At 44.2% G+C, this 26078-nt stretch carries 22 protein-coding genes; 8 read left to right on the top strand and 14 right to left on the bottom strand.

All coding sequences use genetic code 11. The features are described 5' to 3' along the window. Position 1 precedes the first annotated feature (1 nt). The 7 genes from PseudUWO310_RS18225 to ssuC form a co-directional block, all read right to left on the bottom strand. Positions 2 to 652, bottom strand: coding sequence for an HAD family hydrolase (locus PseudUWO310_RS18225; protein WP_142603791.1), 651 nt, complete (start codon positions 650 to 652; stop codon positions 2 to 4). A gap of 173 nt (positions 653 to 825) precedes the next feature. Continuing rightward, positions 826 to 3243, bottom strand: coding sequence for a sulfatase-like hydrolase/transferase (locus PseudUWO310_RS18220; protein WP_142603789.1), 2418 nt, complete (start codon positions 3241 to 3243; stop codon positions 826 to 828). A 38-nt stretch (positions 3244 to 3281) separates the two neighbouring features. Beyond that, a complete protein-coding gene (locus tag PseudUWO310_RS18215) occupies positions 3282 to 5201 on the bottom strand; it encodes an iron uptake porin (RefSeq protein WP_142603787.1) in 1920 nt (639 codons plus the stop codon). 428 nt (positions 5202 to 5629) lie between these two features. Further along, entirely contained in the window at positions 5630 to 6478 is an 849-nt protein-coding gene (locus tag PseudUWO310_RS18210) for an NADPH-dependent oxidoreductase (RefSeq protein ID WP_142603785.1), read from the bottom strand. Positions 6479 to 6511: 33 nt separating this feature from the next. After that, complete coding sequence (locus PseudUWO310_RS18205) at positions 6512 to 7129, bottom strand: NAD(P)H-dependent oxidoreductase (protein WP_142603783.1); 618 nt, start codon at positions 7127 to 7129, stop codon at positions 6512 to 6514. A gap of 38 nt (positions 7130 to 7167) precedes the next feature. Continuing rightward, positions 7168 to 7929: an ABC transporter ATP-binding protein gene (locus PseudUWO310_RS18200; protein ID WP_142603781.1), complete on the bottom strand. Its 762-nt coding sequence runs from the start codon at positions 7927 to 7929 to the stop codon at positions 7168 to 7170. Between the two features lie 77 nt (positions 7930 to 8006). Beyond that, positions 8007 to 8858 carry an aliphatic sulfonate ABC transporter permease SsuC gene (gene ssuC, locus PseudUWO310_RS18195; protein ID WP_223805739.1) on the bottom strand — a complete coding sequence of 284 codons (852 nt, stop codon included), beginning with the start codon at positions 8856 to 8858 and terminating at the stop codon, positions 8007 to 8009. Between the two features lie 401 nt (positions 8859 to 9259). Here ssuC and PseudUWO310_RS18190 point away from each other — a divergent pair, with 401 nt between their 5' ends. After that, on the top strand, positions 9260 to 10018 hold the full coding sequence (locus PseudUWO310_RS18190; protein WP_142603779.1) for a sulfite exporter TauE/SafE family protein: 759 nt from the start codon (positions 9260 to 9262) through the stop codon (positions 10016 to 10018). A gap of 210 nt (positions 10019 to 10228) precedes the next feature. Further along, the gene (locus PseudUWO310_RS18185) at positions 10229 to 10828 is read left to right on the top strand and encodes a DUF2808 domain-containing protein (RefSeq protein ID WP_142603777.1); all 600 of its coding nucleotides are present in this window, start codon (positions 10229 to 10231) and stop codon (positions 10826 to 10828) included. Positions 10829 to 10994: 166 nt separating this feature from the next. Here PseudUWO310_RS18185 and PseudUWO310_RS18180 read toward each other — a convergent pair whose 3' ends face one another. Then, positions 10995 to 11318: a hypothetical protein gene (locus PseudUWO310_RS18180; RefSeq protein ID WP_142603775.1), complete on the bottom strand. Its 324-nt coding sequence runs from the start codon at positions 11316 to 11318 to the stop codon at positions 10995 to 10997. Positions 11319 to 11691: 373 nt separating this feature from the next. Between PseudUWO310_RS18180 and PseudUWO310_RS18175 the strand changes: the two genes are divergently transcribed. The 3 genes from PseudUWO310_RS18175 to PseudUWO310_RS18165 all read left to right on the top strand — a co-directional run bounded on the left by PseudUWO310_RS18175 (position 11692) and on the right by PseudUWO310_RS18165 (position 15003). Continuing rightward, positions 11692 to 12729 carry an NADP(H)-dependent aldo-keto reductase gene (locus tag PseudUWO310_RS18175; protein WP_142603773.1) on the top strand — a complete coding sequence of 346 codons (1038 nt, stop codon included), beginning with the start codon at positions 11692 to 11694 and terminating at the stop codon, positions 12727 to 12729. Positions 12730 to 12919: 190 nt separating this feature from the next. Then, positions 12920 to 13588, top strand: a complete 669-nt coding sequence (locus PseudUWO310_RS18170; protein WP_142603771.1) for a glutathione S-transferase family protein — start codon at positions 12920 to 12922, stop codon at positions 13586 to 13588. 56 nt (positions 13589 to 13644) lie between these two features. Next, on the top strand, positions 13645 to 15003 hold the full coding sequence (locus tag PseudUWO310_RS18165) for an LLM class flavin-dependent oxidoreductase (protein ID WP_142603769.1): 1359 nt from the start codon (positions 13645 to 13647) through the stop codon (positions 15001 to 15003). 384 nt (positions 15004 to 15387) lie between these two features. Here PseudUWO310_RS18165 and PseudUWO310_RS18155 read toward each other — a convergent pair whose 3' ends face one another. Genes PseudUWO310_RS18155 through ahcY form a run of 3 tightly spaced genes read right to left on the bottom strand, consistent with a single transcriptional unit; the run spans position 15388 to position 17053 of the window. Then, complete coding sequence (locus tag PseudUWO310_RS18155) at positions 15388 to 15588, bottom strand: hypothetical protein (protein WP_142603765.1); 201 nt, start codon at positions 15586 to 15588, stop codon at positions 15388 to 15390. A gap of 11 nt (positions 15589 to 15599) precedes the next feature. Further along, positions 15600 to 15731, bottom strand: coding sequence for a hypothetical protein (locus PseudUWO310_RS23675; RefSeq protein WP_263363460.1), 132 nt, complete (start codon positions 15729 to 15731; stop codon positions 15600 to 15602). A gap of 32 nt (positions 15732 to 15763) precedes the next feature. Continuing rightward, positions 15764 to 17053 (bottom strand): adenosylhomocysteinase, encoded by a 1290-nt coding sequence (gene ahcY, locus PseudUWO310_RS18150; RefSeq protein WP_142603763.1) that lies wholly within the window; start codon positions 17051 to 17053, stop codon positions 15764 to 15766. Between the two features lie 294 nt (positions 17054 to 17347). Between ahcY and PseudUWO310_RS18145 the strand changes: the two genes are divergently transcribed. Beyond that, positions 17348 to 18175 carry an FAD-dependent thymidylate synthase gene (locus tag PseudUWO310_RS18145; protein WP_142603761.1) on the top strand — a complete coding sequence of 276 codons (828 nt, stop codon included), beginning with the start codon at positions 17348 to 17350 and terminating at the stop codon, positions 18173 to 18175. Positions 18176 to 18200: 25 nt separating this feature from the next. After that, positions 18201 to 19496: a glycosyltransferase family 2 protein gene (locus PseudUWO310_RS18140; protein ID WP_142603759.1), complete on the top strand. Its 1296-nt coding sequence runs from the start codon at positions 18201 to 18203 to the stop codon at positions 19494 to 19496. A gap of 30 nt (positions 19497 to 19526) precedes the next feature. Here PseudUWO310_RS18140 and PseudUWO310_RS18135 read toward each other — a convergent pair whose 3' ends face one another. Continuing rightward, positions 19527 to 20177: a DUF2459 domain-containing protein gene (locus PseudUWO310_RS18135; RefSeq protein WP_142603757.1), complete on the bottom strand. Its 651-nt coding sequence runs from the start codon at positions 20175 to 20177 to the stop codon at positions 19527 to 19529. A 120-nt stretch (positions 20178 to 20297) separates the two neighbouring features. Between PseudUWO310_RS18135 and PseudUWO310_RS18130 the strand changes: the two genes are divergently transcribed. Then, a complete protein-coding gene (locus PseudUWO310_RS18130) occupies positions 20298 to 20972 on the top strand; it encodes a Uma2 family endonuclease (RefSeq protein WP_142603755.1) in 675 nt (224 codons plus the stop codon). Positions 20973 to 21024: 52 nt separating this feature from the next. Here the strand turns inward: PseudUWO310_RS18130 and bchD are convergent, their stop codons facing one another. Both bchD and acs read right to left on the bottom strand, forming a co-directional pair. Further along, on the bottom strand, positions 21025 to 23070 hold the full coding sequence (bchD, locus tag PseudUWO310_RS18125) for a magnesium chelatase ATPase subunit D (RefSeq protein ID WP_142603753.1): 2046 nt from the start codon (positions 23068 to 23070) through the stop codon (positions 21025 to 21027). A gap of 238 nt (positions 23071 to 23308) precedes the next feature. Next, positions 23309 to 25279, bottom strand: a complete 1971-nt coding sequence (gene acs, locus PseudUWO310_RS18120) for an acetate--CoA ligase (RefSeq protein WP_142603751.1) — start codon at positions 25277 to 25279, stop codon at positions 23309 to 23311. Positions 25280 to 26078 lie beyond the last annotated feature (799 nt).

The following is a 26078-nucleotide window of genomic DNA, read 5'->3' as shown; positions in this document are numbered from 1 at the left end:
TTTATAATTTAAATGGAATTAATGGGAGGATATCTTTGGGAGAATTGGCAATCATGTCAGCACCATTATTGCTTAATTCTTCTGCGGAACCATAGCCATAGGTAACACCGATCGCAAAAACTTGGTTTTGCTTGGCGGCGATCGTATCATGGGAGCGATCGCCGATCATCACGGTGGTTTTGGCATCAAGGTTTTCTGCGAGCAAAATATGCCGAATTAATTCACCTTTAATGCTGCGTGTACCATCTAATTCACTGCCATAGATGCCATCAAAAAGCTCAGACAATCCAAAATGCTCGACAATCCGTTGTGCATACACATGGGGTTTAGAGGTTGCTATATAGGTCTGATATCCTTCTGCCCGAATAGCTGCAAGGGTTTCAGGAATTTCAGGATAAAGCACATTTTCAAATAAGCCCATGGTTGAGAAGCGATCGCGATATAAGGAAATTGCGCGATCGATTAAACCTCGATCCTCAGTTTGCAGAATTTTTGCAAAACTGGTAGTCAATGGGGGACCAATGCACCACAATAATTCATCGGTGGTTGGTGGTTGATTACCAAGCTGGCGGATCGCATATTGAATGCAGGTCGTAATCCCAACCTTGGGATCGGTAAGGGTTCCATCGAGATCAAATAGGATTGCTACCATCAGACTGTAAACTGCTCATCGATAGGGACTTGATAGCCATTAGCAAGGCGGTTATTGGCATTTTATAGCTATCGCCAAATATACTAGGACATAAACCCCAAGAATTGACTGGCGGCGCTTCGCGCCGCCAGTCAATTCTTGGGGTTTGATGGGATAACCCTTAGTTGGTTTGCTTACAACAAATCAATCTTGACCTGCTCTAAATTACCCGTAAATTTAAAGGGGATTTGATAGCTATCAACTACAGGAGTCCCCGTATCTTGACCAATATCAAAGGTGTCATCAATACCAAAACGAGCCGCTACGGTTTTGGCAATTCGACCTTCTGCAACCAGTTTATCATTGATAAAGATTTTGCCCGTACCACCCGCACCGATCGCAATACCATCGGCAGTGAAATCAAAGCGGATGTTGGACTTACCGATCCCGATCGGCTCCGAGGCTTGAATTGTCGTGCGATCGCTATTCAAGAAATTGTAAACAAAGGTCGGCTTCCCGTCTTTTAAGAAAAAGCTCCAACCCGCGAACCGTCCTCCCTGCGTAGCTAATACGCCTTCAGTATCGGCTTTTGCTACCACATCGGCGGCAATCCTAAAGGAGCGATTTTTAATATTCGGAGCGCTAATTTCAGGAATTCCCACGACGGGAGTGTAGTAGGTAAAGCTACTTCTGCCATCATTGATATTCGGACGATGTTCGCCATCAAAACGTTGATAGAGGCGATCGTCGAGGGGAAATACCTTGTGCTTCTTTGCTTCCTTTTGGAATAGACTTTGGAGTTCCGCTAACTTCGCAGGATTCTCTTGGGCTAAATCCTTGGATTCGCTGAAGTCACTTGCCACATTGTAGAGTTCCCATTTATCTTCATCGAAACTCGTTTTAGAAACAAATTCCCAAGGTAAACGTCCGTGGCGTGCTGCTGCGACCCAGCCATTGTCATAAATAGCCCGATTACCCAGCATTTCAAAATATTGAGTCTTGTGGTGAGAGGGAACCGCAGGATCGTCAAAGGAATAAACCAGACTAGTTCCTTCGATGGGCTGTTGTTTTGCGCCATTGACCACTTCAGGAGTCTCAATACCCGCCGCCTCGATAATTGTCGGTGCGATATCGATCACATGGTGGAATTGACTGCGAATGCCACCCTTATCCTTAATGCGATCGCCCCAAGCGACGACTAACCCGTTTCGAGTACCGCCAAAGTGAGAAGCAATTTGTTTCGTCCATTGGAAGGGACTATCTCCAGCCCAAGCCCAAGCGGCATGGTAGTGATTGAAGGTTTTGGGACTACCCAAATCATCGAGAGCCGCTAGAAATTCCGCTGGGGTTTCCTTTACGCCATTAAAGGTTTTGATTTGGTTTAATTCACCTGTCAAACCACCTTCAGCACTTGCACCATTATCACCAGCGATGAAAAAGACTAAGGTATTGTCCAATTCACCTAACTGCGCGATCGCATCGATCACGCGCCCAACCTGAGCATCGGTATGGCTGAGGAAACCTGCAAATACTTCGGCTTGACGGGCATAGATTTTCTGTTCCGTTGGGGAAAGAGAATCCCATGCGGGAATTTCCGCAGGGCGAGGCGTGAGTTTGGTATCAGGGGGAATAATGCCATTAGCAATCTGACGGGCAAAGGTTTCTTCCCGAACCTTATCCCAACCTTGATCGAACTTGCCCTTATATTTATCAATCCATTCCTTGGGCGCATGGTGGGGTGCATGGGTTGCACCTGTGGCGAAGTACGTAAAGAAGGGTTTGTCAGGAGCGATCGATTGCTGGGTGCGAATCCAGTTAATCGCATGGTCAGCCAAATCATTAGTGATGTGATAATCTACGCGATCGCGAGATTTTTCGACATACTTAGTGTTCTCAACCACTGATGTATTCCATTGATCGGCTTCCCCGCCTAAGAATCCGTAGAAGTAATCAAATCCTAAATGTGTTGGCCAGCGATCGAAGGGACCCACAGCACTAGTTTCATTGGCGGGTGTATTGTGCCATTTCCCGAATGCGGCAGTATTATAGCCATTACTGCGTAATACTTCGGCAATTGTGGCAGCACTGCGAGGGAGAATGGCGGTATATCCGGGGTAGCCCGTCGCAATTTCGGTGACTACGCCCGTATTGACGGAGTGGTGATTGCGTCCCGTTAGTAAGGCGGCTCTAGTAGGCGAGCAAAGCGCTGTAGTGTGGAATTGGTTATAACGCAATCCCTGTGAAGCTAATCGGTCTAAATTGGGAGTGTCAATTAGTCCACCAAAGGTGCTTGTCTGTCCAAACCCAACATCATCGAGGATCACTAGCAATACATTGGGGGCTTTTGCAGGGGCTTTAATAGGTTGGGGAAAGTCTGGTTGTGATTCCTTGTAGGTTATGCCAATTTTGCCCTTAAAGGGTGGTTGTGGCAGTGGTAAGGTGTCACCATAGTCAGCAAAGGCTGCTAATGGGGAAAAGCTGGAAAACATAAGGGCGATCGCAGTTAAAAAACTGATTTGTTTAGCGATCGCCTTTTTCGTTTCCCATGGCGCAATAAACTTAAAAGAGCTTTTCCAAAAATCTCTCTTTGAAGAATTTTTAATTTTTGTCATTATTATCTAAATTAGAGATTATCTAAATTAAAGACTGCCTAAAAAGAAAATGTACTACGGAGCGAGAAGCCCCAAATTGGTTCGGCGGTAGTGCCTTTGTCAGGATTGAGAACTAGAAAAATATCAGGGGTGATACTGACATTTTTATTAAATCGGTGGGTATAGAAAGCTTCAAATAGCCAAGGAGTCAGAGCATCTTGACGAGCCGCATTGTCATTACTGGTCACATAGGGCGTAATTGCTACAAGAATACCTCCATGATTTCCTTCTTGGAATAGATCGAAGAATCCCAGACTTAAGGATGCGCTGAATACATTTGCTTTTGTACCAGTTCCCGATGCCGATAGATTAGTTGCCGCAGTGGTTGTAAATCCTCCGCCCAAACCAACTTTGGGGAATATTCGCCAATCAAACTGTGTACCAAAAGTATCCGAAAGAGTCGTGACATCACCAAAGGGTTGAATTGCATTAGTTGTGCCAGTGGGACCGCCAAAACTCACTTCGCCAGCCCTCAGATCGCCATTTGTACCAGTCCAGTATTTACGGATATAGTTCAAAGAGGCGGCAAACGACTCAGAGGGCTTGTACGTTAGTTGAGCTGCATAGGTGCTACTACCACCAAAGAGACCATTACCATTAGCCTGATTAGCTCCATTAAGCGTCCCAGCGCCTGGATTAGCTGCTTGTACATCGCTAGCAAAGTAGCCAGTATGGAGCTGCAATTGCTCATTAAAGCGGAAAGCAGCACCAATACCAGTATTTGTGAATCCAGGACGGAAAATTATTGGATTAAAGAGTCCATAAACAGTCGCTGCTGTTGAGTTTCCACTTCGCAGAGGAGTGATTAAGGGAAAGAAGTCAAAAAACTGTAATGACCTTGCCGATAGCCATATTGTAGTCTGATCACCAACAGGAAAACGATAGAATAGTTGACCAAGAACAAAACTTCCTGGCACTGTAGTAGAAGTAGAACCATCAAGGGAAAAGTTAGCGACGTTAGACGGCGAAGCTACAGTTCCGCCCTTAGTTGTTGTTCCGCCAATAAGGTTGGCGATATTGGGAGTACCACTTGTACCAATAGTGAAACTTAAAAGGTCTTTCCCAGTAAAACTGGTATTGAATCTTAAATTTACAGCATAGGCAAAGACCGTATTGCTAGATCTGCTAGCTCCAGTGGATTCAGTTCTACCATTACTGACTATAGTTCCTAGCAAGAACTGAGCCGTGCCAGACAATTTGGTAGTAGTCGAAAATTGTTGTTCTTCAAGTTTGCTAGTTTTTGTTTCAAGGCTCTCCACTCGTCCTCGAAGGCTAGCTAGCTCATTGGCAAACTGTTCCTGTAGTTTTTGCAAGGTAGCGAGATCTCCCTTACTAACTTTGTCAGCTAGCCCCGCCGAAATAATCTCATTGACCTTATCAAGGGCCGTATTCAATGCTGCGGCGAATTCGTAGCGAGTTAATGATTGCTTACCGCGAAAGGTACTGTCGGGATAACCTGCGATGACTCCATACCGCTCAACCAGAGATTGTAAAGCGGTGAAAGCCCAATCCGTTGATTTAACATCGTTAAGTTGGGAAACAGAAGTAATTGCTGCGAGTTCGGAATTTTGAGATGATAGATTAATATTAGGATTGGAGAGTTCTGTCACAGGAACTACTGTGGAACTTAATTCTGGTTGCTGCGTAGATAGAGGATTCTGTAATCCATTTCCTGAAACGTTAATTACATCATCAAGATTAACAGATGAACCCGCAACCTTGTTATCAGCAACCTTACTATTGGTTGTGGTGACGTTATCCGACGCTTTTTTGATTTCGCCAACCTTAAATGTGGGGGCGGATGCTGAGTTTTCTGCTAATTGCTTAATTTCGCTAGCGCTTACTGATGATATGCTAGCAATCGCAGCTAATAAAAGCGATGGAAAAGATAACGCAATAGTTTGCGGAGCCCTAAACATTTTTATTTCTCCTCACGTAGAGACTAAAAAAACAAATTAGAAAATAAATTAGAAAGATCGAGTTACGGAACTTCAAGTTGAACTTCAACCTGAACTTCAAAAATATATTTTCAACATCGAGGATTGACTCTAGATATATTCTTCATGTCCAATCTACAAGCCTTTTGATTAATTCAAATCTAATATACGGTAAATACATGTTAATACCGTAGTATAAAATTAAGTATTACATGTATATGTATTAAAAGCAAGGCTTTTGAATAATTAGAAAGGATAGAAAAAGTGGCTGGCATAATTAAAACCCAGAATCAAAACCTGTAGCGCACGCTGCGCGTGTGCTACGGATTTTGATTCTGGGTTTTATATTTAATAAGGAATGCATATCCATTTGAAAATCACTATTGGAAAATTGATTCTCAATCGGGGATTTATCGGATTGCAAAACCAAGATTGTGTAGCACTTCTGTTAAGCGATCGCGCCCACCAAGAGCCGCCGCAGTTGCAATTCTGGCTGTGGAATGGGTTGACCAATCAACATTAATGCCCGTTTGTTGTTGCTGATAGAAATCAGTCATGATTTGATCGTATTCAGCGATCGCTTCTTCTTGAGCCTCAGTAGAATACTCCTCGCGATGGAGAACTGCTGACTGACCTAGCCGAGGCTTAACTATAGGAATATTATCGGGATCGGGATAGCCTACACTAAGACCAAATGCAGGAAATACTAAGGGTGGTAAATTTAGTTCCTTCGCTACAGCCTCAGGATTATTGCGAATTGCTCCGACATAAACGGTTCCCAAACCCAAAGATTCGGCGGCAACTACGGCATTTTGGGCTGCTAAGGAGGCATCGATCGCTCCAGTCAGGAATGTCTCTAAATATTCCAAACCTTCAGAAGTTGAGTTCCGTGATTGGGCAATATTTCTCGCCCGCGATAGGTCGGCAAGCCATACTAAAAATAGTGGTACTTGGCGGATATGCGCCTGATTGCGGGCTAGGACTGATAACCGCTCTTTACGGGCGGGATCTTCGACGGCTACTACACTCCATAGCTGCAAATTAGAAGAACTAGCGGCAGATTGTGCGGCGGCGATCAAGGTTTCTAAAGTGCCTTTGGGTAAGGGTTTAGATAGGTAGGAACGGACAGATCGATGCACTAACAGATTGCGAATATGTTCGTTCCACAAAAAATCCTCCAAAAAATCCTCAGGGAAAGAACTGCCATAGCGATCGTGGAGAAGATCCGTTGCTGCTAATTTTGGGGTTGTCGTAGTCATTAAGTTTTGAAGGTAATGATAGGAAAAGAAAGATTAAATCGCATAAACTTCCTGTAGACTGGGTGAGTGAGAAGGCAAGGAGTCATGCTTATGGCTTTTTTTTACATCATTGCTGGCGATCGCATCGATTAAATCATTTAAAGCTGTCTGCAAACGAATGTGAAGCCCTATATCAGCAGCAAGTTCTGAAGCATTGTTTAATTGTAGTTGATCCTCAAGCGCAAATACACTAGTTAAAATCCGCGTTGTGCCGAGTTCAGCTAAAACAGGTTTGAGCGAATATTCTAGCGCAACGGAATGTCCGATCGTATTGCTAGTTGATAGGGGTAGAATCACTTTTTGGGATAGAATGTCACGGGGTAATAGATCGAGGAATGATTTTAGTAAGCCCGTGTAAGCAGCCTTAGAAATCGGACTGACAATAATCAAAGCCTCGGCATCTTCAATCATCTTCTTAGGATAGATTAGCGCAGGACTGGCATAACGCCCAAAGGCTAAGTCTTCAGCTAATAAATCGCGCACTAGCAAAGTGGTTACTTTGATATTGTTTGTTCCTGATTGTGCTTCTAGTAAATACTTCGCATAATCTAGTAAATAGTGGGCTTTGCAAGGATGGGTGGGGCTGCCACCAATCAACAAAATACGAGCCATATCAAATCCTTCAATCTAAAGTCTAAGTCTAGAGCCGTCTATGCAGCTTGGTTAACAAATTGTGGAGCTAATTCAGGGCTCATTACTCTCGTCCGAATCTGATCGACCAAGGCGGCAAATTCGGCGCTACCGCGAGCGCGGGGACGGGGTAAATCAATATGGAGATCGAGTCCAATTTGCCCATGTTCAATTAAAATTAGGCGATCGCTAAGGGCAACAGCTTCTTCCACATCATGGGTAATAAGCAAAGTGGTGAATTTCTGTTCCTGCCAGAGAGTTTCTAATAGAGACTGCATCTCAATCCGAGTCAGGGCATCTAAAGCTCCCAAGGGCTCATCTAAGAGCATGAGTCGAGGCTCGCTTACGAGCGCTCGCGCAAGGGCGACCCGTTGTTTTTGTCCGCCAGAGAGAATTGAGGGAAACTCACTAGCGCGATCGCCTAAACCAACTTGAGACAAAGCCCAACGCGCTCGCACGCGGGATTCTTTTTCTAATCCCAAAGCGACATTTTGGTAAACTCTTTTCCAAGGTAGCAGTCTCGGCTCTTGAAACATGACTCTGGCAATTGAATTAATTCCTTTAACTGGTTTATCATCCACCCACAGCGACCCTGCGCTGGGCTCCGATAAACCTGCGATCGCTCTTAATAACGTACTTTTGCCACAGCCACTACGCCCGACAATAGAAATAAATTCCCCTGCTTTAATGTCAACGTTTAATCCTTGCAGGACATGAGTTTTTCCAAAACTTTTCCAAAGATTCTCAACAACGAGGTTTACGCCTCTTACAGAACTTGTCATAATGCCTCCATTTCTTGGTTATACAAAAATTACGAATTACGAATTACAAATTACAAACTGAATTGCGCCCAATATCTCTAAGCAGCTTTTACTTTTTGGTAATTAGGATGCCAATTCAAAAACCATGCTTCTAAAGCTCTGACGATTACATCGGCTAACTTTCCGAAACTTGCGTAGAGAATAATACTGAATACAACGATATCTGTTTGCATAAATTCCCTTGCGCTAGTTGCCATGTAGCCAATTCCTGAATCAGCAGCGATCGTTTCGGCAACAATTAACGATAGCCACATAATCCCCAACGAAAAGCGCACACCAACTAAAATCGAAGGTAATGCGCCTGGGAGGATGATATTCCAGAAAAGTTGAAAAGGATTGAGCCCGTAAACTTTACCCATCTCAATCAAACCACTATCAATACTGCGGATACCGTGAAATGTATTGATGTAAATGGGAAAGAGAACACCACTAGAGACGAGAAACAACTTCGCTTCTTCCCCAATCCCAAACCAGAGAATGACCAAAGGAATTAACGCTAGGTTAGGGATATTTCTCCACATTTGCAGAGTAGTATCGAGGATCTTCTCGGAAACGACAAACAGTCCATTTACTAATCCGAGAATGAATCCGATACTGCCGCCGATCGCAAAACCAGTTAATGCTCTAGAGGCGCTAATCTTAAAGTTGGTAGCTAGTTCTCCTGATTGGGCAAGTTTCACCGCTGCGGTCACCACTGTAGTTGGAGCGGGGAGAATCCTTGTGGAAAGCCAACCAAATTGAACTGCAATCTGCCAGAGGACAACGAGGAAGATGGGAAATAACCAAGGAATTAGTTTATCGAAAATTTCTTTGGCTCGGACGATCGCCTTCAAAGATGGCTTCTGCTTTGACTGGTAAGGGGGAGTTGAGAAAGAGGAACTGTATTGCATGGTGGTCTTTATAGTCTACTGAACGCGATCTAATCACGACCTACAAAGCCTTGGAAAACTTGTACTTTGATGTATCGCAGTTGGTTATCAATCGTAATCTACGGTAAAATCATGTAGATACCGTAGAATCTAAAGCTCAGTATGTCACTTGCGGTGCAAAAAATCAATCTTTTTTTTAAATTAATCAAAATTTAGTCAAAGCTCAGTATTGGTGATTTATTGGTGATTTGATTACTGATATAGCAGTCCTAAATCATTTGTAGATTTTTTGGTTTGTGGAAGCGCACCCCTTCGGGGTGCGCTTCCACAAACCCTTTAGGATTGCTATATAGGGCTTTGGGGTTTATTTTGGAGTTTATTTGGAGTTTATTTGGAGTTTATAAAGGGAATAAAATTAATAAATGATAGAAATTCTGATTCTTTGTGGACTTGCCTTTGTCGCAGGCTTAATTGATGCGGTGGTCGGGGGCGGTGGATTAATTCAACTACCTGCATTGTTAATTATGTTGCCGCATACAGCGATCGCCTCAATTTTGGGTACGAGTAAATTTGTCTCGATCGCAGGAACCAGCATCGCTGTCCAGCAATATGCTAAACAACAAAAAATCGAGTGGGGAACGACAATTCCCGCAATGTTTGCAGCTTTTATTTTTTCTTTTTTAGGTGCAAGAATAACGAGTCTACTTAACCCCAGTTTGATGCGCCCAGTAATTTTAGTTTTGCTTATTGCTGTGGCTATCTATACCTTTAACAAAAAAGATTTTGGACTATTGCAAATATCAAAATTTAGTCAATCGCAGCAATGGCTATATAGTGTAGTGATCGGTAGTGCAATTGGTTTTTATGATGGATTTTTTGGTCCTGGAACGGGTAGTTTTTTGATTTTTGCCTTTGTGGGTATCTTCGGCTATAGCTTTCTAACTGCTTCCGCTTCAGCCAAGATAATTAACTTTGCTACTAATCTCGCTGCTATTCTTTACTTTTTCTTTACTAATAATATTATTTATACATTTGGAATACCGATGGCAATTTGTAATATTTTAGGAGCTTTTATCGGTACAAAATTAGCAATTAGTAAGGGTAGTCAATTTGTCAGGAAATTATTTTTAGTAATTGTATCGTTACTAATTTGTAAGTTAGGTTATGACATCATTAAATAGGTCGTGAGGATGTGCCCTATAGGGCGCATCCTCACAACCTATCTAATCCAATAAATTAACGCGGGAAAACAGCTATTTATTAGGTTATTAAAACAATCAAATATAGTGATTAATTAATCGTCCATTTTGCGGGTTCCTATTAATTTCTTGAGATAGAATGTATTTAAGATAACAAATGTAACAGTTCTTAATACTTATCTTGAAATTAACATGAAATACCTCAAACGACTAGCTATTCCCTGTCTGCTCATAGGGCTATCCATGAGCGTTATTTCTGCTGTAATTCCCAGAACAAATAGCGCGATCGCCCAAGATTTGCAAGATTTGCCCGTAGCATCCTCACCGACAAAGTTTATTCAGTTCCCTAGTCTTATTTCCGTTGATACTAGCGATCGCGAAACCAATACTCGGAATGCAATTTATTCCTTTCAAATTTCCATACCAGTTCAAGCGGGAGCATCTCTACAAAAGGTGACGATCGCTCAAAAAGATCCCATTGAGTCAATTACCTTTGCCAGCGATCGCACGACTGCCTATATTCAAGAACCATCAGGCGATCGCATTGCTGTAGCAACAAAAACTGCGATCGATCCCAATACTAAAAGTGCGTCTGTGGTATTTACATCGCCAATTCCCGCAGGCAAAACCGTAATTGTCGGCTTACGTCCCCAAAGCAATCCCAGTCTGGAAGGGGAATATGTGTTTGGTGTGACTGCTTTTGCCGATTCCTTACAAGGACAATTCATCGGTAACGGTCGTTTGGGTATCTATAACTCCTACATTAGTGATGTATTTGTGCCAACTTTTTAAAGCGATCGCTATTTCTTACAGCGCTTCGCGCTCAAACCCAAACCAAGGAAATTTTTGAAAGCATTGCTTCGCAACGCTTTCAAAAATTTCCTTGTGGTTCGTTTGATCGATAATTGCTGTAATTGAACAAATAAAAAGAGGCACGCCTTGCGTGCCTTTTTTTTATTTATTGACCACGTTCCGCCCTCTTCCGTTCTAACTCAGTCATTCTCTGCTCTAAGTCTAATTTGTCCGCTTCATAAGACAAACTATAACCAATCAAGCGATCGATCATCCTTTCCTGTTGTCTAGATCTCTCTAGCATTAGCTCTATGTCTTGGCGATCGCGAATTTGGCTTTCTTGCAAGTTGCGCTGCACACTTGAAGCTTGCTTAGCTTGCTCAATCAATAGCAAAATATCTTGGCGATCGCGTAGCTGACTTTCTTGCAAGTTGCGCTGCACTTCCAACATCCCTGCGATTACCGCTTGCATTTCTTCAAAGGTCATCATAAATTCATCTCTTAAATACAGTTGAAACAATAGCCACTATTCAACTTGTAATCAATTAACTAATGCCTGCTTGTATATATTAGCCCGTTTACTTACAAGTTTTATTGCGGTGCAAATCCTAAAAATATACATTCCACACCCAACAAAACACTTAGATAAGCTAATGATTAGTATTTCAGAGAATTGTGATCTGGGAGACATTTGTTCGCGACACCCCTATGGCAGACTTATAGCATAATCTCCGCTAAAACAATCGGATAACGAGGGTATAGATAATGCCCTCTCGTAATCTCTAGCCCCTTTTCGCAAAAGCTTTTCCCGAATTCTGAGTCTCTTTCAACCAGAAACTTTATACAAACAGATATAGCATGATATGAAATATAACAAGCTTGGCGATAGCGATTTACAAGTTTCCGAAATTACCCTCGGTACGATGACATGGGGAAATCAGAACACGATCGCCGAAGCCCACGAACAATTAGATTATGCCTTTGATCATGGTGTGAACTTTCTTGATGCGGCGGAAATGTATCCCGTGCCAGTGCAAGAGAAGACCCAAGGTTTAACCGAAAGCTATATCGGTGAATGGCTAGCGAAACGTCAACGAGATCAAGTCATCGTGGCAACCAAAATTGCGGGGCCCGGACGTGGATTTTCTTGGCTCCGTAGTGGTGTACAGAAGATCGATCGCGCCAATATCGAGCAAGCTGTTAATGATAGCCTGAAACGTTTGCAAACCGATTACATCGATCTCTATCAGATCCACTGGCCCGATCGCTATGTGCCTCGTTTTGGAGAAACGGTTTATGACGTTACTCAAGAACATGAAACGGTTCCCATTTCCGAGCAACTTGCCGTATTTGATGACCTGATTAAAGCAGGTAAGATTCGCCATATTGGAGTCAGTAATGAGACTCCTTGGGGTCTGGCAAAATTCCACCATGTTGCGAAGAAGAAAGATTTGCCCAAAATTGTTTCGATCCAGAATGCCTATAGTTTACTGAATCGCGCCTTTGATGGAGCCTTAGCTGAAGCTTCCCATCATACCAATGTGCCACTGCTTGCCTATAGCCCTCTCGCCTTTGGTTTGCTGACTGGTAAATATCTCCATGACAATCCCCCTAAAGCTCGTCTCAATGCCTTTTCAGGATTCGGTGAACGTTACCGCAAGCCTAACGTGACTAATGCTGTCGCTGCCTATGTAGAAATTGCGAAAGCGCACAATATTAAGCCATCGGCTTTAGCTCTCGCTTTTGTCCGCAGTCGTTGGTTTGTGACTAGCACAATCATTGGTGCGACTAGTTTAGAGCAACTCAAAGAGAATCTTGATAGCGTCAATGTGGAGTTGGATTCTGCAATTTTTGCCGAAATTGAAAACGTAAATTCTCTCTATCCCAATCCAGCCCAATAATACCAATAAAGATGATTGTATAGGGGCAGAACATTCTCAAATTAAAGTGATCTGTAGATTTTATAGATTGTGGTGAGAATGCTCTGCCCCCACCGATCCATCTTCCAATCACCAATCACCAATCACCAATCACCAATCACCAATCACCAATCACCAATCACCAATCACCAATCACCAATCACCAATTAATATGTCCAAAATTCAACTCTATAGCGCTAAAGCCTGCCCCTATGCCCATCGTACCCGCCTCGTTCTAGGCGAAAAGGGGATTGACTTTGAATATACCGAAATTGATTTGCAGAATAAACCCGAATGGTTCTCAACAATTTCCAAATATGGCAAAGTTCCCGCTATTCGTCATGGTGAGAATGAAATTTATGAATCAGCAGTTATTAATGAATACTTGAATGAAGTCTTTCCTGAGCCTGCATTATTACCTAAAGATGCTGGTTCTAAAGCGATCGCCCGTATCTGGATTGACTATGCTAATACCAAATTCACGTCTGCTTTCGGTAAGTTATTACGCGGCAAGACTGCTGAAGAACAGGAGCAAGGTCGTGCTGAATTAAACGAAGCAATTTCATTCATTGAGAATGAAGCTTTAGACAAGCTTTCTGGTGATGGTGCTTACTGGTTTGGAGAAAATATTTCCCTCGTCGATCTCACTTTCTATCCTTGGTTTGAGCGCATTCCCACCCTAGAGCATTATCGCAATTACACAATTCCCACAGAAGCTGTGCGCCTTACGCGCTGGTGGGATGCCGTTAGCGATCGCCCTGCGGTAAAAGCGATCGCTAATCCAGTTGATTTTTACATTGAACGCTATTCCCGATTTATTCAACAGCCTGTTGCCGCTTAGTAATTGTGTGGCGCTTCGCGCCACACAATTACTTTAAAAATTTTTAGAGAAAACCTATGAGTCAAAAACGTCAATTCCGATTAGGTGCATTTATTCAAGCTACTGGTCACCATGTCTCTGCATGGAGACATCCTGAAGCTCAAATCGATGCAGGGCATAACTTTGAGCATTATAAGCAAATCACCCAAACCGCAGAACGGGGTCTCTTTGATACCGTCTTTCTTGCTGATAGTCCTGCGGTATGGGGTGGATCGCCAGAAACTCAAAGCCGTAATGGCAAGATTGCCCATTTCGAGCCTGTCACCCTCTTTTCCGCACTTTCCGCTGTAACTACGCATATCGGCTTTGTTTCCACCGCTTCCACTACCTATGAGGAACCTTACACCTTAGCCCGTAAATTTGCTTCTCTCGATCATCTCAGTAATGGGCGAGCAGCATGGAATGTCGTCACTACAGGTAATGAGAATGCGGCCGCTAACTTTGGTTTAGAGCATCATCCCGAACATAGCCAACGCTATGAACGTGCTGAAGAATTTATCGAAGTCGTCAAGGGACTTTGGGATAGTTGGGAAGATGATGCTTTCATCGCCGATCGCGAATCTGGCATTTATTTTGAAGCGGAGAAATTGCATACTCTCAATCACAAAGGGAAGTATTTCTCAGTCAAAGGACCTCTGAATGTTGCTCGTCCTCCCCAAGGCTATCCCGTGATTGTTCAAGCGGGTGCTTCGGAACCAGGGCGGGAATTAGCGGCGCGAACTGCGGAGGTGATTTTCACGGCGAACCAAACCCTTGCTGATGCTCAGGAATTTTACAGTGATGTTAAAGGTCGTCTTGCCAAGTATGGGCGATCGCCTGATGATTTGAAAATTATGCCAGGAGCTTTCCCTGTGATTGGACGTACGGAAGAGGAAGCCCAAGAGAAGTATGAATTTCTGCAATCTCTGATTCATCCCGATGTCGCTTGGGGTATTTTGAAGCAGTATTACCGAGGTGTGGATTTGTCAGGCTATTCCCTCGACGATCTCGCACCAGAGTTACCTTCTAGCACCAATAACAACAAGAGTCGCTTGAAGTTGGTGAAGGATTTGGCATCTAAAGGTTTGACTCTGCGCGAATTGTATCGATCGCTTGCTACCGCACGCGGACATCGCACAATTATCGGTACTCCCGAAAGCATTGCTGATCAGTTGCAAGAGTGGTTTGATAATGGCGCTGCGGATGGATTTAACATCATGCCGCCGATCCTTCCCACTGGCTTAGATGATTTTGTCAATCTCGTCGTTCCCATTCTCCAAAAGCGTGGTTTGTTCCGCACTGCCTATGAAGGGAAGACTCTGCGCGAAAATCTGGGTTTACGTCGTCCAGCTAATCAATACACGATTCGCGATCGGGAAAGACAATTGGTGGCTTAGTGGCTAAAAGCTAATAGCTATTAGCTTTTAGCTATTAGCTATTAGCTTTTAGGAATGAAAAATAAATAACTTGTGCAAATTAGGATCATCTTAGATAAAGAGAGGAAAGGAATAATTTTGGGTTATTACCGCGAAGAACTTGAGACAGAGATGTTGAAATTTTACGGTTCACTGCGCGAGAAAGATCAACGCAGGTATGCAGCTATTGAAGCAAAAAAGCTAGGACATGGAGGTATAAAGTACATATCAGAACGCGATGTGCAACTAAAAGTCTGAAAGCCGTGATTTCTCGTACTACATTAATGAGTAGTTTAAATTTTCGGTAGCTTAAACAACCTCAGAGCAATAGCTCAAGAATAGTTGCACATCGTGTTATGCTATTCATCAATCATTCTTCTTTTCTCGTTTCAGCCGCACAAAAGACCGAAAATCATCCATTGTCAATTGCTCTAATCCCTGATGACGTTCCTTGGTATAATCGCCAGAACCAGACTCAAACTTTAACAAAAATCTTGCAGCCCCAGCATAGCCCAACTCTTGAATCAAAGCTTTGTAGACACGTCTAGAAATTTCACTAACTTTCATCACTAACCCTCCTAAATTTCCTCTTGATTTTCCATCAACCAAGTTACTGGATTAGAAACCCTAACCTTAATATCACCAGCATAGCTTATTGCTTTCCTGAGTAGGCGATCGTCTGTGGTCAGAAAAAAGCTAATCCACTTCACAAAAAGGGAGCGCTTAGCGCTCCCTTTTTTGATTATGTTCCTTCAGTCCAAGAATTGAGGTAGTGAACTTGCTCAGGAGTGAGCGTATCAATCTTGATGCCCATTGCTTGTAACTTCAAGCGAGCGATTTCTTGATCGACATCCTTAGGAATAGGTACAACACCAGCAGGTAAATTGCCCTTGTTCTTAACGAGGAATTCACAGGCAAGAGCTTGGTTCGCGAAGCTCATGTCCATAACGCTGGCAGGATGACCTTCAGCAGCAGCGAGGTTAACTAGGCGACCTTCACCAATGACGATGATAGATTTGCCAGACTTGAGTTGATACTCTTGAGTGAAGTTACGCACAAAGCTAGCCGATTCGCTGAGATCGTTTAGCGCAACGAGGTCGATTTCTAGATCGAAGTGACCAGAGTTAGCGACGATCGCACCATCTTTCATGGTTTCAAAATGTTCGCGACGGATAACGTGCTTATTACCAGTCACGGTGATGAAGATATCGCCAACCTTAGCGGCTTCAGCCATAGGCAATACGCGGAATCCATCCATGGCGGCTTCGATCGCCGCAACAGGATTGATCTCGGTGACAACTACATTTGCACCCATACCACGGGCACGGAGCGCAACGCCCTTACCACACCAGCCATAACCAGCGACGACGATCACCTTACCAGCCAACAAAATATTGGTAGCGCGAATGATGCCATCGAGGGTAGATTGACCAGTACCGTAGCGGTTATCGAAGAAATGCTTGGTTTCTGCGTCATTAACAGCGATCGCAGGGAAGGTCAACTTGCCATCCTTGAACATGGCATTGAGGCGAACCAAACCTGTGGTGGTTTCTTCGGTAGTACCGATGATTTCAGGAATTTGATCGGCGTGGTGCAGGACGAGGGTGGTGGTTACATCGCTACCGTCATCAACAATGATGTGGGGACGGTGAGCAAGTGCCATTTCAACGTGACGGTGGTATGTAGCGTTATCTTCGCCTTTGATTGCAAATACTGAAATCCCGTGATCGTAAACAAGTGAAGCAGCCACATCATCTTGGGTGGAAAGAGGATTGCTGGCGATCAACACGGCATCTGCGCCAGCCGCTTTAAGGGCGATCGCGAGGTTGGCGGTTTCAGTGGTGACGTGGCAGCAAGCAGCAATGCGGATACCTGCGAGGGGTTTTTCGGCAGCAAAGCGATCGCGAATTTGACGCAATACGGGCATTTCGCGGCTAGCCCATTCAATGCGTTGTTTACCAAGTGGGGCAAGTGTAATGTCCTTAATCTCGTGCTTAACGGTCACGGTTTCAGGCGCAATGGTAGTGGACATGTATAGTTTAATTTTTTACAAAATTTAACCTTATTATACGCCAAGCCAACTAAATTAACGTGAGTTCGATTTCCAGAGTTCCGCAAATTACAGCAATTATCGATCAAACGAACCGCAAGAAAATTTTTAAAAGCCTTGCAAAGCAAGGCTTTTAAAAATTTTCTTGGTTTTAGGAAGAGCATAACGCTCGCATAGCGAGCGTTATGCTCTTCTGGATTTTAAGGCTGAGATACTTAACATCTAGCCGTCATACCCCATAGACTACAATCTTAAATGAATTAAGAATTAAGCATCATGTTTCACCCCCAAGCCGCCATCATCGCTGACAGCACAAACATAACAGGCGATCGCCTAACTACGTTTGTGCTGACCTACCATCGCATGGTTCACTCAGAATTTATGACCCATCGGATGCTCAGCAAAAATAGCAGCAGCAGTCGCGCCATTCCCGTCGAGAAGATGATTAAACTCGTCGAGAGTCAAGAAGTCTATCCATTACATTGGGGTAAAAACCAAAAGGGAATGTCTGCCCAAAAGGAAGTAACTGAAGCTGAAATCAAAGCAGCATCGGCAGTGTGGCAGGAAGCTAGACTTGATGCGATCCGTCATGCGCGGCGACTAGTAGAAATTGGCATTCACAAACAAGTTGTCAATCGCCTTTTAGAACCTTTTTCCACAATTACCGTAATTTGTTCGGGAACGGAATTTCAGAACTTCTTTGAACAGCGCTGTCATCCCGACGCACAGCCTGAAATTCAAGATCTTGCTAATAAAATGAAAGCTGCCTATGATGCGAGTCAGCCGCAGCAATTAGCCGCAGGTGAATGGCATTTACCGCTAATTAAACAAGAAGATATTGACGAAATTAGCGATATTAATGAATTGGTCAAAGTTGCGGTGGGACGCTGCGCCAGAGTCAGTTATCTCAATCATGATGGTGTACGTAGTCTCGCCGATGATGTGAAACTACACGATCGCCTATTAACTTCTAAACCCGCTCACTTGTCACCCTTTGAACATGTTGCCATTGCTCTTCCTAATTCTGAAAAAAGAGCAAACTTTACGGGATTCCAAGCCTATCGATTTGATATTGAACGAAATCAGCTAACAAAATCAGCTTAAGTAATAAATCCCCAAATCCCCATCAATGTCCCGTACTAAACCAGCTAAAACTAAACTAGCTAAAACTAAACCAGCTAAATTTACCAAACAAGGATTTGCCCGATCGCCAGTTCCCATCATTTTAAGCGCTTGTTTAATTGTCAAAAACGAAGAACACCGCCTTGCCAACTGCTTAGAGAGTCTCCAATCGCTTGCCGATGAAATCATTGTCGTCGATACAGGATCGAGCGATCGCACCGTTGCCATCGCCAAGAAATATCAAGCACGAGTATTTCCCTTTGAATGGTGTAATGATTTCTCACAGGCGCGGAACCATGCGATCGCACAGGCAAAGGGCGAATGGATTTTAGTCATTGATGCCGATGAAGTTTTGGAGCAAAGAGCGATCGCTCCTTTGCAAGAAGTAATGCAAAGGGATGATTGTTTAGCAGTAAATCTTTTGCGATCGGAAATAGCCGCAAAGCAAGCCCCCTATTCCATGGTATTGCGTCTATTTCGCAATCATCCTGCGATTACATTTACAGGGCTATATCATGAATCGATCGATCGATCGGTGGTATCTTTACAAGCGCAAGAACCCCATTGGCAAGTGCTAAATGTCCATAGAGACATTCCCGTTTTACTGCATTATGGTTATATCGATAGCGAGATTCAGCTTAAACAAAAGTATGAGTTTGCCCAAAAATTGATGCATAAGCATTTGGAAGCATTTCCTGAGGATAGTTATATGCTCAACAAATTAGGTGCTTTGTACATTAGTAGTCCTCAAGATGCCGATCGCCTTTTGGGAATTGAGTTACTACAGAAGGGATTAGCCCTACTAGACGATACCGAGAGCCAGAATTTAATTCGCTGTGAGTTACATTATCATTTGGGGCTTGCCCATCATCAAAATGCCGAATGGGAACTAGCCAAGAAAGCCTACGAGCAAGTAATTGCCCTAGATGTGCCTAACCTTGTTAAGCTCTCCGCCTATCTTAATTTAGGAAATATCTATCAAGAACTCAATCAAAAAGAAGCGATCGCCTATTTTGAAAAGGTGACGCAAATCGCTCCCAATTTTGCCCAAGGACATTTTAATTACGGAATTGCGCTTAAAACCTCAGGACGTTTTACCGAAGCGATCGCTGCTTACCAAAAAGCAATTGCGATCGAACCGAACTACGCCGATGCCCACCAGAATCTAGGTGTTGTGCTCATGAAAGTCGGCTATTTCCCAGAAGCGATCGCCTCTTTCACGAAGGCAATCCAACTTCATGAGCAACAACAAAATTACGAAACTGCGGCAATATTGCGATCGGCATTAAAAGAATTTCAATAGAGAGATGAGCAAAGCTCATCTCTCTATTCTCTATTGATGTTGCAGTTGCTCGCCAAGATTTTTCGCTAATACGGCGCGATTGGGACAGACAGAAACTCCTGCATTGCGTAAAGCCTCAGCAGCCCATGTATTGCAATTAAAAGCGGAGAAATATCTCGGTACAGCCGCATAGAAGTTACTCACACCATATTGCCCCTTGCCGATCGCGGCTAAGCGATCGCCTTTTTCATTAACCGCAAAGGTCTGCTTCACATACGCAAATAAATTTTGAAATCCTGCTTCCGATAGCTCGATTCGCAATACAGGAAATTTAAAAAACTTTTCTGGAGCATCCGCAAAACTTGCTACATGCATGACGCTTGCCGATGGAATGAATACCGCCCGCAGCATCGAAGGAATAGACTGATCGCCAGCAAAATAAAACTGGCGATCGCCCCACCCCACTTCTACATAAGGGGCATCTTTCCATTCTTCCGTACCAAAGTTTTCTCCTCGCTGCGCCCATGCTAGACCCGAATGCCATTCATGCTGCACAAAATAAATCGTGCGAGTTTTGGTATTGGGCGGAGGAGGAAATAGCCCCGCAGTTGGACTAGGACAATAGAGAAAATAACTGGCGATCGCGATCGCCATTCCCAATAATATTCCTAAGCCTATCGCGATTTTTTGCTTACGGGTCATGAGCAATTTTAAAATAATGTGTTCATGCTAAATTTTAGGATGGGCGGTGCTTTGCGCCGCCCATCTTAAAATTTAGAGTAATGTTAAAATAAGTCAATTATCTTTCTATGGAGTTGTGCTATGGTTTCGCAGCTTACCATCTCATCAACTGAAATTATTTACCCTGAAAGCGATGGTCAGCCCATGGCAAGTAATACAACCCATTTCATTTGGATTGTCACAATCAAAGAAAATCTGGACTGGTTTTTTAGTCAAAATCAAAATAGCGATCTGAAGATTTTTGTTGCAGGCGATCTATTATGGTATCCAGTCCAAGGACGCAACGATCTCTCGACTGCGCCTGATGTCATGGTAGCGATCGGTAGACCAAGAGGGCATCGAGGCTCTTACAAACAATGGTTAGAAGATAATATTCCGCCACAGGTCGTATTTGAGATTCTCTCTCCCTCGAATACTCAAGAAGAAATGGATAAGAAACTCCTATTCTACGATCGCTATGGAGTGGAGGAGTATTATATCTATGACTATGAGGCTAATCGCTTATTAGTATGGCTAAGACAAGGCGATAGCCTAGCGCCTCTCGTTATTGTTCGTGGTTGGCAAAGCCCCAGATTGGGGATTCAGTTTGAAATTAATAATGAAACCTTAAAAATGTTTCATGCTGACGGTAATCCTTTCTTAAATTATGCCGAAATTCAAGATTTGCTAGCAAAGGAACGTCAGCGTGCTGAATCAGAAAAGCAACGTGCCGATCGCCTTGCGGCAAAACTTCGAGAATTAGGAATTGAGCCATAATTGAGCCATAAATAGAGAAAGGGTGCTTTGCACCCTTCCTTTTTAGTTACGTTTAGTTACGCAGATCGGCGATCGCACTGAGAGCGACATTAGCAATCGCTTGATCGGTTGCCTTGGGCAAATGGTAATACTTACCACCACCTGCGGCGGCGAGTTCCTTGGCAAATCCCGTAGATACGAATTTATTTTCCGTATCAATGACTAATAACCCCAAATTCAGCGCCCGAATCTTGCGACAAATATCGATCAATTCAGCTTTGATATCAGGCTTATTTTCAGGGTCGATCGGTTCACCCTGCGATCGCGCCAGAGGTACATTGCCCCGTCCATCGGTAATTGCCACAATCGTTACCGAGCCCACATCACCCGACTGTCTGGCATTCATCCCCACGCGCACCGCCTGAGTCAAACCATGGGCTAGCGGCGAGCCACCACCGCAGGGCATCGTATCCAAACGCCGACGCGCCGCTTCAATGGAACGAGTGGGCGGCAGCAGTACATCAGCTTTTTCACCACGAAAGGGAATCAGAGAAATTTGGTCGCGGTTTTGATAGCTATCGGTCAACATCCGTAAAGCTGCTCCCTTAGCCGACTGCATCCGATTCAAAGCCATCGAGCCAGATGCATCCACCAAGAAAATCGTCAGCGCTCCCGCCTTACGTGCTAGCTTCTTCGCTCTGATATCCACATCTTCGACGATCACTTTGCGATGGGGCTGACGTAATCTTCGCGCTTTTTGATAGGGAGCCGAAGCGCGGAGGGTGGCATCGACGGCAATGCGATCGCTTTTGCCTTGGGGTAAAACTGGCTTGATATAACGTCCCCGTTCTTGGGAATAAATCAGGTTACGTGTACCCGATCGCCCTTGCTTTTGCATCGACTGAGCAAAGAAAAGAACTTCTGGATCAAGAATTACACCCTCTGGATCGAAGATAAACTCTTCAGGAATTTCAGGAGATTCATCTTCCTGCTCTTGATCCTGTTCCTGATCCTCTTGATTCTCATCCTGCTTCTGTTCGCCATCATCTTGATTTGGCGGCGGAGGCGGTGCTTGCTGCTGTTGCTGTTCGGGTTGTTGTTGCTCAGGAGAAAGAGGCGATCGCGGTACGATTACTAATTCCACCGCTTGACGTAAATCATCGGCATTAACTTGAGTGCGACTTTCCAACGCCGCCGCCGCCTTGGCTACCCGTAAAGCAAATAACTCGGCACGATGTCCCTGCACACCACCACGTACCGCTTCCGCAACGAGGTATTGAATCTGCGCCCTAGAAATTGTCACATCAGTGAGCCATTCTCGCGCCAAAATAATCTGTGTCCGCAGATCGTCAATATCTGAGTCATAACCGCTTAAAAAGGCTTCAGGCGAATTGGCATAGCCCAATACCATATCTACGGCTTCCACCCGCTGATCGATGGAGAGAACTCCATCGGCCGAGAGATTAATCGCAATCCGATCCATCAGATGTTCGCCTAAAATGCCTTCTTCGGGGTTATAGGTGGCAATCAGTAGGGGCTGGCAGGGATGTTGATAGCTGATGCCTTCGCGTTCGACTTGGTTATAGCCCGTGGAGAGAACGGAAAGCAGTAAATTAGAAATCTGCGGATCGAGTAAATTGATTTCATCAATATAGAGAACACCACGATGGGCTTCCGCTAGAATTCCTGGCTGAAATACGGTCTGACCTTCGCGCACCGAACGACTCACATCCACAGACCCAATTAGCCGATCTTCGGTAATTCCTAAGGGAATTTGAATGAAGGGAGCGGGAATAACTTTGGTAGCTATTTCGCTCTTGTCCTTGTCCTTCATTGCCTTGACGAGAGCATCGTCCCATGTGTCGGGTTTGGTAGGATCGCAATTACTAAGGGAATCGACAGCAACTTCGATGGGCGGCAATAGGGCATGGATACCACGAGCGAGAACAGATTTGGCTGTACCGCGTCTACCTGCGAGGGCGATGCCACCAATGCCAGGATCGATCGCTGCTAGCAGTAAAGCGGTTTTAATCGCTTCTTGACCGACCACAGCCGCAAGCGGAAATGTGATGGGGATATTAGAGTTTGTGGTTAGTTTGGTGGGCAGCGAAGAGACCATTTATCGACTTATGAGTTAAAGAATATAAAAATTAGAAAAATTGAATTTTAAGTAAAAAATTTTAAGTAAAAAATTTCAAATAAAACTTTACTTAAAATTTTAAGCTTTGACTTAAATTATAGCGTTTAGCCGTCTGTGAAGCCACGCGATCGCCACAACAAGCGAAGCTACATTAAATTAAAAACACTGAAACCTGTAGCCCACACACAGCATGGGCTACAGGTTTCAGTGTTTTTAACTATGCTCCTTCACGCAACTTATCAAGAATCGAACGATCCTCTAAAGTAGAAGTATCGCTGGTAATTTCTTGACCAGAGGCAAGCGATCGCAGCAAGCGCCGCATGATTTTACCCGATCGGGTTTTGGGTAGAGCCTCCGCAAAGCGAATCTCACTAGGACGAGCGATCGCGCCAATCTCAGCAACAACATGTTTTTTAAGTTCCTTTGCCAGTTCTTCGCTAGGTTGGCGATCGCCTTCGAGAATCACAAAGGCAAAGATATCTTCACCCTTTAATTCATCGGGCTTGCCCACTACGGCTGCCTCAGCCACCGCAGGATGGGATACTAAGGCTGACTCGATTTCCATCGTTCCTAAACGGTGTCCCGCGACGTTAATTACATCATCGACTCGACCCATTACCCAATAATAACCATCCTCATCCTTACGAGCACCATCCCCCGCAAAATAAACATAATTACCATCTTTAGGGGGAATATGTTCCCAATAACTCTTACGGAAGCGATCGGGATCGCCGTAGACAGTCCGCATCATCCCAGGCCAAGGATGGCGCACGATTAGATAACCTCCCTCATTGTCATGGGCGGGATTGCCATTAAGATCGACAATATCGGGAATGATGCCTGGAAATGGCAGGGTCGCGGAGCCAGGTTTGGTAGGAATTGCCCCTGGTAACGCGGTAATCATAATTCCGCCCGTTTCCGTCTGCCACCATGTATCGACAATTGGACAACGCCCACCACCAATGACGCGGTGATACCACATCCAAGCTTCAGGGTTAATCGGTTCGCCAACGGTTCCTAATAGGCGGAGTGATGTTAAATCGCGTGTGTTGGGATGATGTTCACCCATTTTAATAAAGGAACGAATTGCCGTGGGTGCTGTATAGAAAACCGAAACCTGATACTTTTCAATTACATCCCAAAAACAACCCAGATTAGAGGCTCGGGGTGCGCCTTCGTACATCAATGTCGTTGCGCCATTGGAAAGAGGTCCATACACAATATAACTATGTCCTGTAATCCAACCCACATCAGCGGTACACCAATAGACATCCGTATCCTTGAGGTCAAAAATCCATTTGGTCGTCATATGGCTATAGAGATTATAGCCTGCGGTGGTATGCACAACTCCCTTTGGTTTACCTGTACTGCCTGAAGTATAGAGAACAAAGAGCATATCTTCGCTATCCATCGGTTCTGCTTCGCATTTAGCAGAAACACCTTGCTGCAAGTCATGCCACCAGTGATCGCGTCCCGCACTCATGTGAATATTTTGCCCCGTGCGCTTGACTACTAACACATCAGTAACCGAGGGTACAGCTCCATTGGCGATCGCCTTATCGACTTGGTCTTTTAATGGCACGATCGCATCTTTGCGCCAGCCACCGTCAGCGGTAATCACCAATTTCGCGGCGGCATCGATCAGGCGATCGCGCAGAGCTTCCGCGCTAAATCCACCAAAGACGACACCATGCACTGCACCGATTCTGGCACAGGCAAGCATGGCGATCGCGGCTTCAGGAATCATTGGCATATAAATACCAACGCGATCGCCCTTTTGGACTCCCAATTGTTTCAGAGCATTGGCAAACTGGCAAACTTCACGATGCAGTTGGGCATAGGTAAGGGTACGCGAATCCCCATTTTCTCCTTCCCAGATTAACGCTGCTTTGTTTTTGCGCCAAGTACGCAAATGGCGATCGAGACAGTTATAAGAAATGTTGATTTTCCCCCCATCAAACCATTTCACCGAGGGCGGTTGCCAATCGAGGACAGTATGCCATTTCTCAAACCAATCTAACTCCTTATCTGCGAGATCTGCCCAGAATGCGCTTGGATCGGCTTTAGCGCGATCGTAGATTTGATGGTACTCCTCAAGGCTCTTAATATGGGCAGCTTGCGAGAATTCAGCAGTTGGTTGAAACAAGCGCCGTTCTTGCAATATTGATTCAATCGTAGGTTGGGACATAGTTATTAAGTAATTACAAAAACTTAAATCAGGAAAAACTTAGAAAAAATGAATATTTAATTTTTTGGCGATCGCCCGATCCCTAGGAATTTTTTGATTCAGTTTGCTTAGCAACACTTTAAAAACTTTCCTAGTTCAGATGCGATCATAATGCACTGAGTTAATGCACTGAGTTAATGCACTGAGATTTTGCTTAGATATCTAGTGTAAATTATGGAGAATCTTTAATCGAAAAATAGTAAGATTCCGCAACGATTAGCAACATCAGCGATTATTTTAGCGATTATTTGTGGGTTGTTCTTAACTATAGCCACAGTCACTTACCCTAAGGCACATAAACCCCAAGAATTGAATGGCGGCGCTCCGCGCCGCCATTCAATTCTTGGGTTGTCACCACTTGCATTAGGACAAAATCAAAGAGAATGGCGGCGCGGAGCGCCGCCATTCATAATGCATGTAGTTTCAGAGTTGGGGGAAGAAAGAGAAGATCAAGGCAAGGCAGGCTTTGATATGGTTTGGGGGTAGCCTAATTAAAAAACAAAACCAGAGAGTGTACTGCCCGCGTAGCGGGCGATACCCTCTTCTAGGTTTTAAGTTTACTTATGCCTAGCTACTTAAAGATTATTTTGTGGGATTATGTTATGGGGGATGCAAGCCCATCTACGAAATCAATAGACTTTATCGGAAATAAACAAAAGAAGTTGCTAAAATAGGTGCATTTCAGAAAATTGCAAGTTAGAAAATGCTGTCATACGCCAAACTAAAAAATAAACCTCGGATTCTACAAAGTTTGACAGGA

Origin of the sequence: Pseudanabaena sp. UWO310, from assembly GCF_006861605.1 — a bacterium.
Taxonomy (GTDB): Bacteria; Cyanobacteriota; Cyanobacteriia; order Pseudanabaenales; family Pseudanabaenaceae; genus Pseudanabaena.
The sequence above is the reverse complement of the archived record's forward strand: the minus strand, read 5'-3'. Positions and strand labels throughout refer to the sequence as shown.

What these genes read in the sequence shown, in the direction of transcription:
- PseudUWO310_RS18225 (WP_142603791.1), bottom strand. Translation starts at nt 652, where the DNA reads ATGGTAGCAATCCTATTTGATCTCGATGGAACCCTTACCGATCCCAAG.
- PseudUWO310_RS18220 (WP_142603789.1), bottom strand. Translation starts at nt 3,243, where the DNA reads ATGACAAAAATTAAAAATTCTTCAAAGAGAGATTTTTGGAAAAGCTCT.
- PseudUWO310_RS18215 (WP_142603787.1), bottom strand. Translation starts at nt 5,201, where the DNA reads ATGTTTAGGGCTCCGCAAACTATTGCGTTATCTTTTCCATCGCTTTTA.
- PseudUWO310_RS18210 (WP_142603785.1), bottom strand. Translation starts at nt 6,478, where the DNA reads ATGACTACGACAACCCCAAAATTAGCAGCAACGGATCTTCTCCACGAT.
- PseudUWO310_RS18205 (WP_142603783.1), bottom strand. Translation starts at nt 7,129, where the DNA reads ATGGCTCGTATTTTGTTGATTGGTGGCAGCCCCACCCATCCTTGCAAA.
- PseudUWO310_RS18200 (WP_142603781.1), bottom strand. Translation starts at nt 7,929, where the DNA reads ATGACAAGTTCTGTAAGAGGCGTAAACCTCGTTGTTGAGAATCTTTGG.
- ssuC (WP_223805739.1), bottom strand. Translation starts at nt 8,858, where the DNA reads ATGCAATACAGTTCCTCTTTCTCAACTCCCCCTTACCAGTCAAAGCAG.
- PseudUWO310_RS18190 (WP_142603779.1), top strand. Translation starts at nt 9,260, where the DNA reads ATGATAGAAATTCTGATTCTTTGTGGACTTGCCTTTGTCGCAGGCTTA.
- PseudUWO310_RS18185 (WP_142603777.1), top strand. Translation starts at nt 10,229, where the DNA reads ATGAAATACCTCAAACGACTAGCTATTCCCTGTCTGCTCATAGGGCTA.
- PseudUWO310_RS18180 (WP_142603775.1), bottom strand. Translation starts at nt 11,318, where the DNA reads ATGATGACCTTTGAAGAAATGCAAGCGGTAATCGCAGGGATGTTGGAA.
- PseudUWO310_RS18175 (WP_142603773.1), top strand. Translation starts at nt 11,692, where the DNA reads ATGAAATATAACAAGCTTGGCGATAGCGATTTACAAGTTTCCGAAATT.
- PseudUWO310_RS18170 (WP_142603771.1), top strand. Translation starts at nt 12,920, where the DNA reads ATGTCCAAAATTCAACTCTATAGCGCTAAAGCCTGCCCCTATGCCCAT.
- PseudUWO310_RS18165 (WP_142603769.1), top strand. Translation starts at nt 13,645, where the DNA reads ATGAGTCAAAAACGTCAATTCCGATTAGGTGCATTTATTCAAGCTACT.
- PseudUWO310_RS18155 (WP_142603765.1), bottom strand. Translation starts at nt 15,588, where the DNA reads ATGAAAGTTAGTGAAATTTCTAGACGTGTCTACAAAGCTTTGATTCAA.
- ahcY (WP_142603763.1), bottom strand. Translation starts at nt 17,053, where the DNA reads ATGTCCACTACCATTGCGCCTGAAACCGTGACCGTTAAGCACGAGATT.
- PseudUWO310_RS18145 (WP_142603761.1), top strand. Translation starts at nt 17,348, where the DNA reads ATGTTTCACCCCCAAGCCGCCATCATCGCTGACAGCACAAACATAACA.
- PseudUWO310_RS18140 (WP_142603759.1), top strand. Translation starts at nt 18,201, where the DNA reads ATGTCCCGTACTAAACCAGCTAAAACTAAACTAGCTAAAACTAAACCA.
- PseudUWO310_RS18135 (WP_142603757.1), bottom strand. Translation starts at nt 20,177, where the DNA reads ATGACCCGTAAGCAAAAAATCGCGATAGGCTTAGGAATATTATTGGGA.
- PseudUWO310_RS18130 (WP_142603755.1), top strand. Translation starts at nt 20,298, where the DNA reads ATGGTTTCGCAGCTTACCATCTCATCAACTGAAATTATTTACCCTGAA.
- bchD (WP_142603753.1), bottom strand. Translation starts at nt 23,070, where the DNA reads ATGGTCTCTTCGCTGCCCACCAAACTAACCACAAACTCTAATATCCCC.
- acs (WP_142603751.1), bottom strand. Translation starts at nt 25,279, where the DNA reads ATGTCCCAACCTACGATTGAATCAATATTGCAAGAACGGCGCTTGTTT.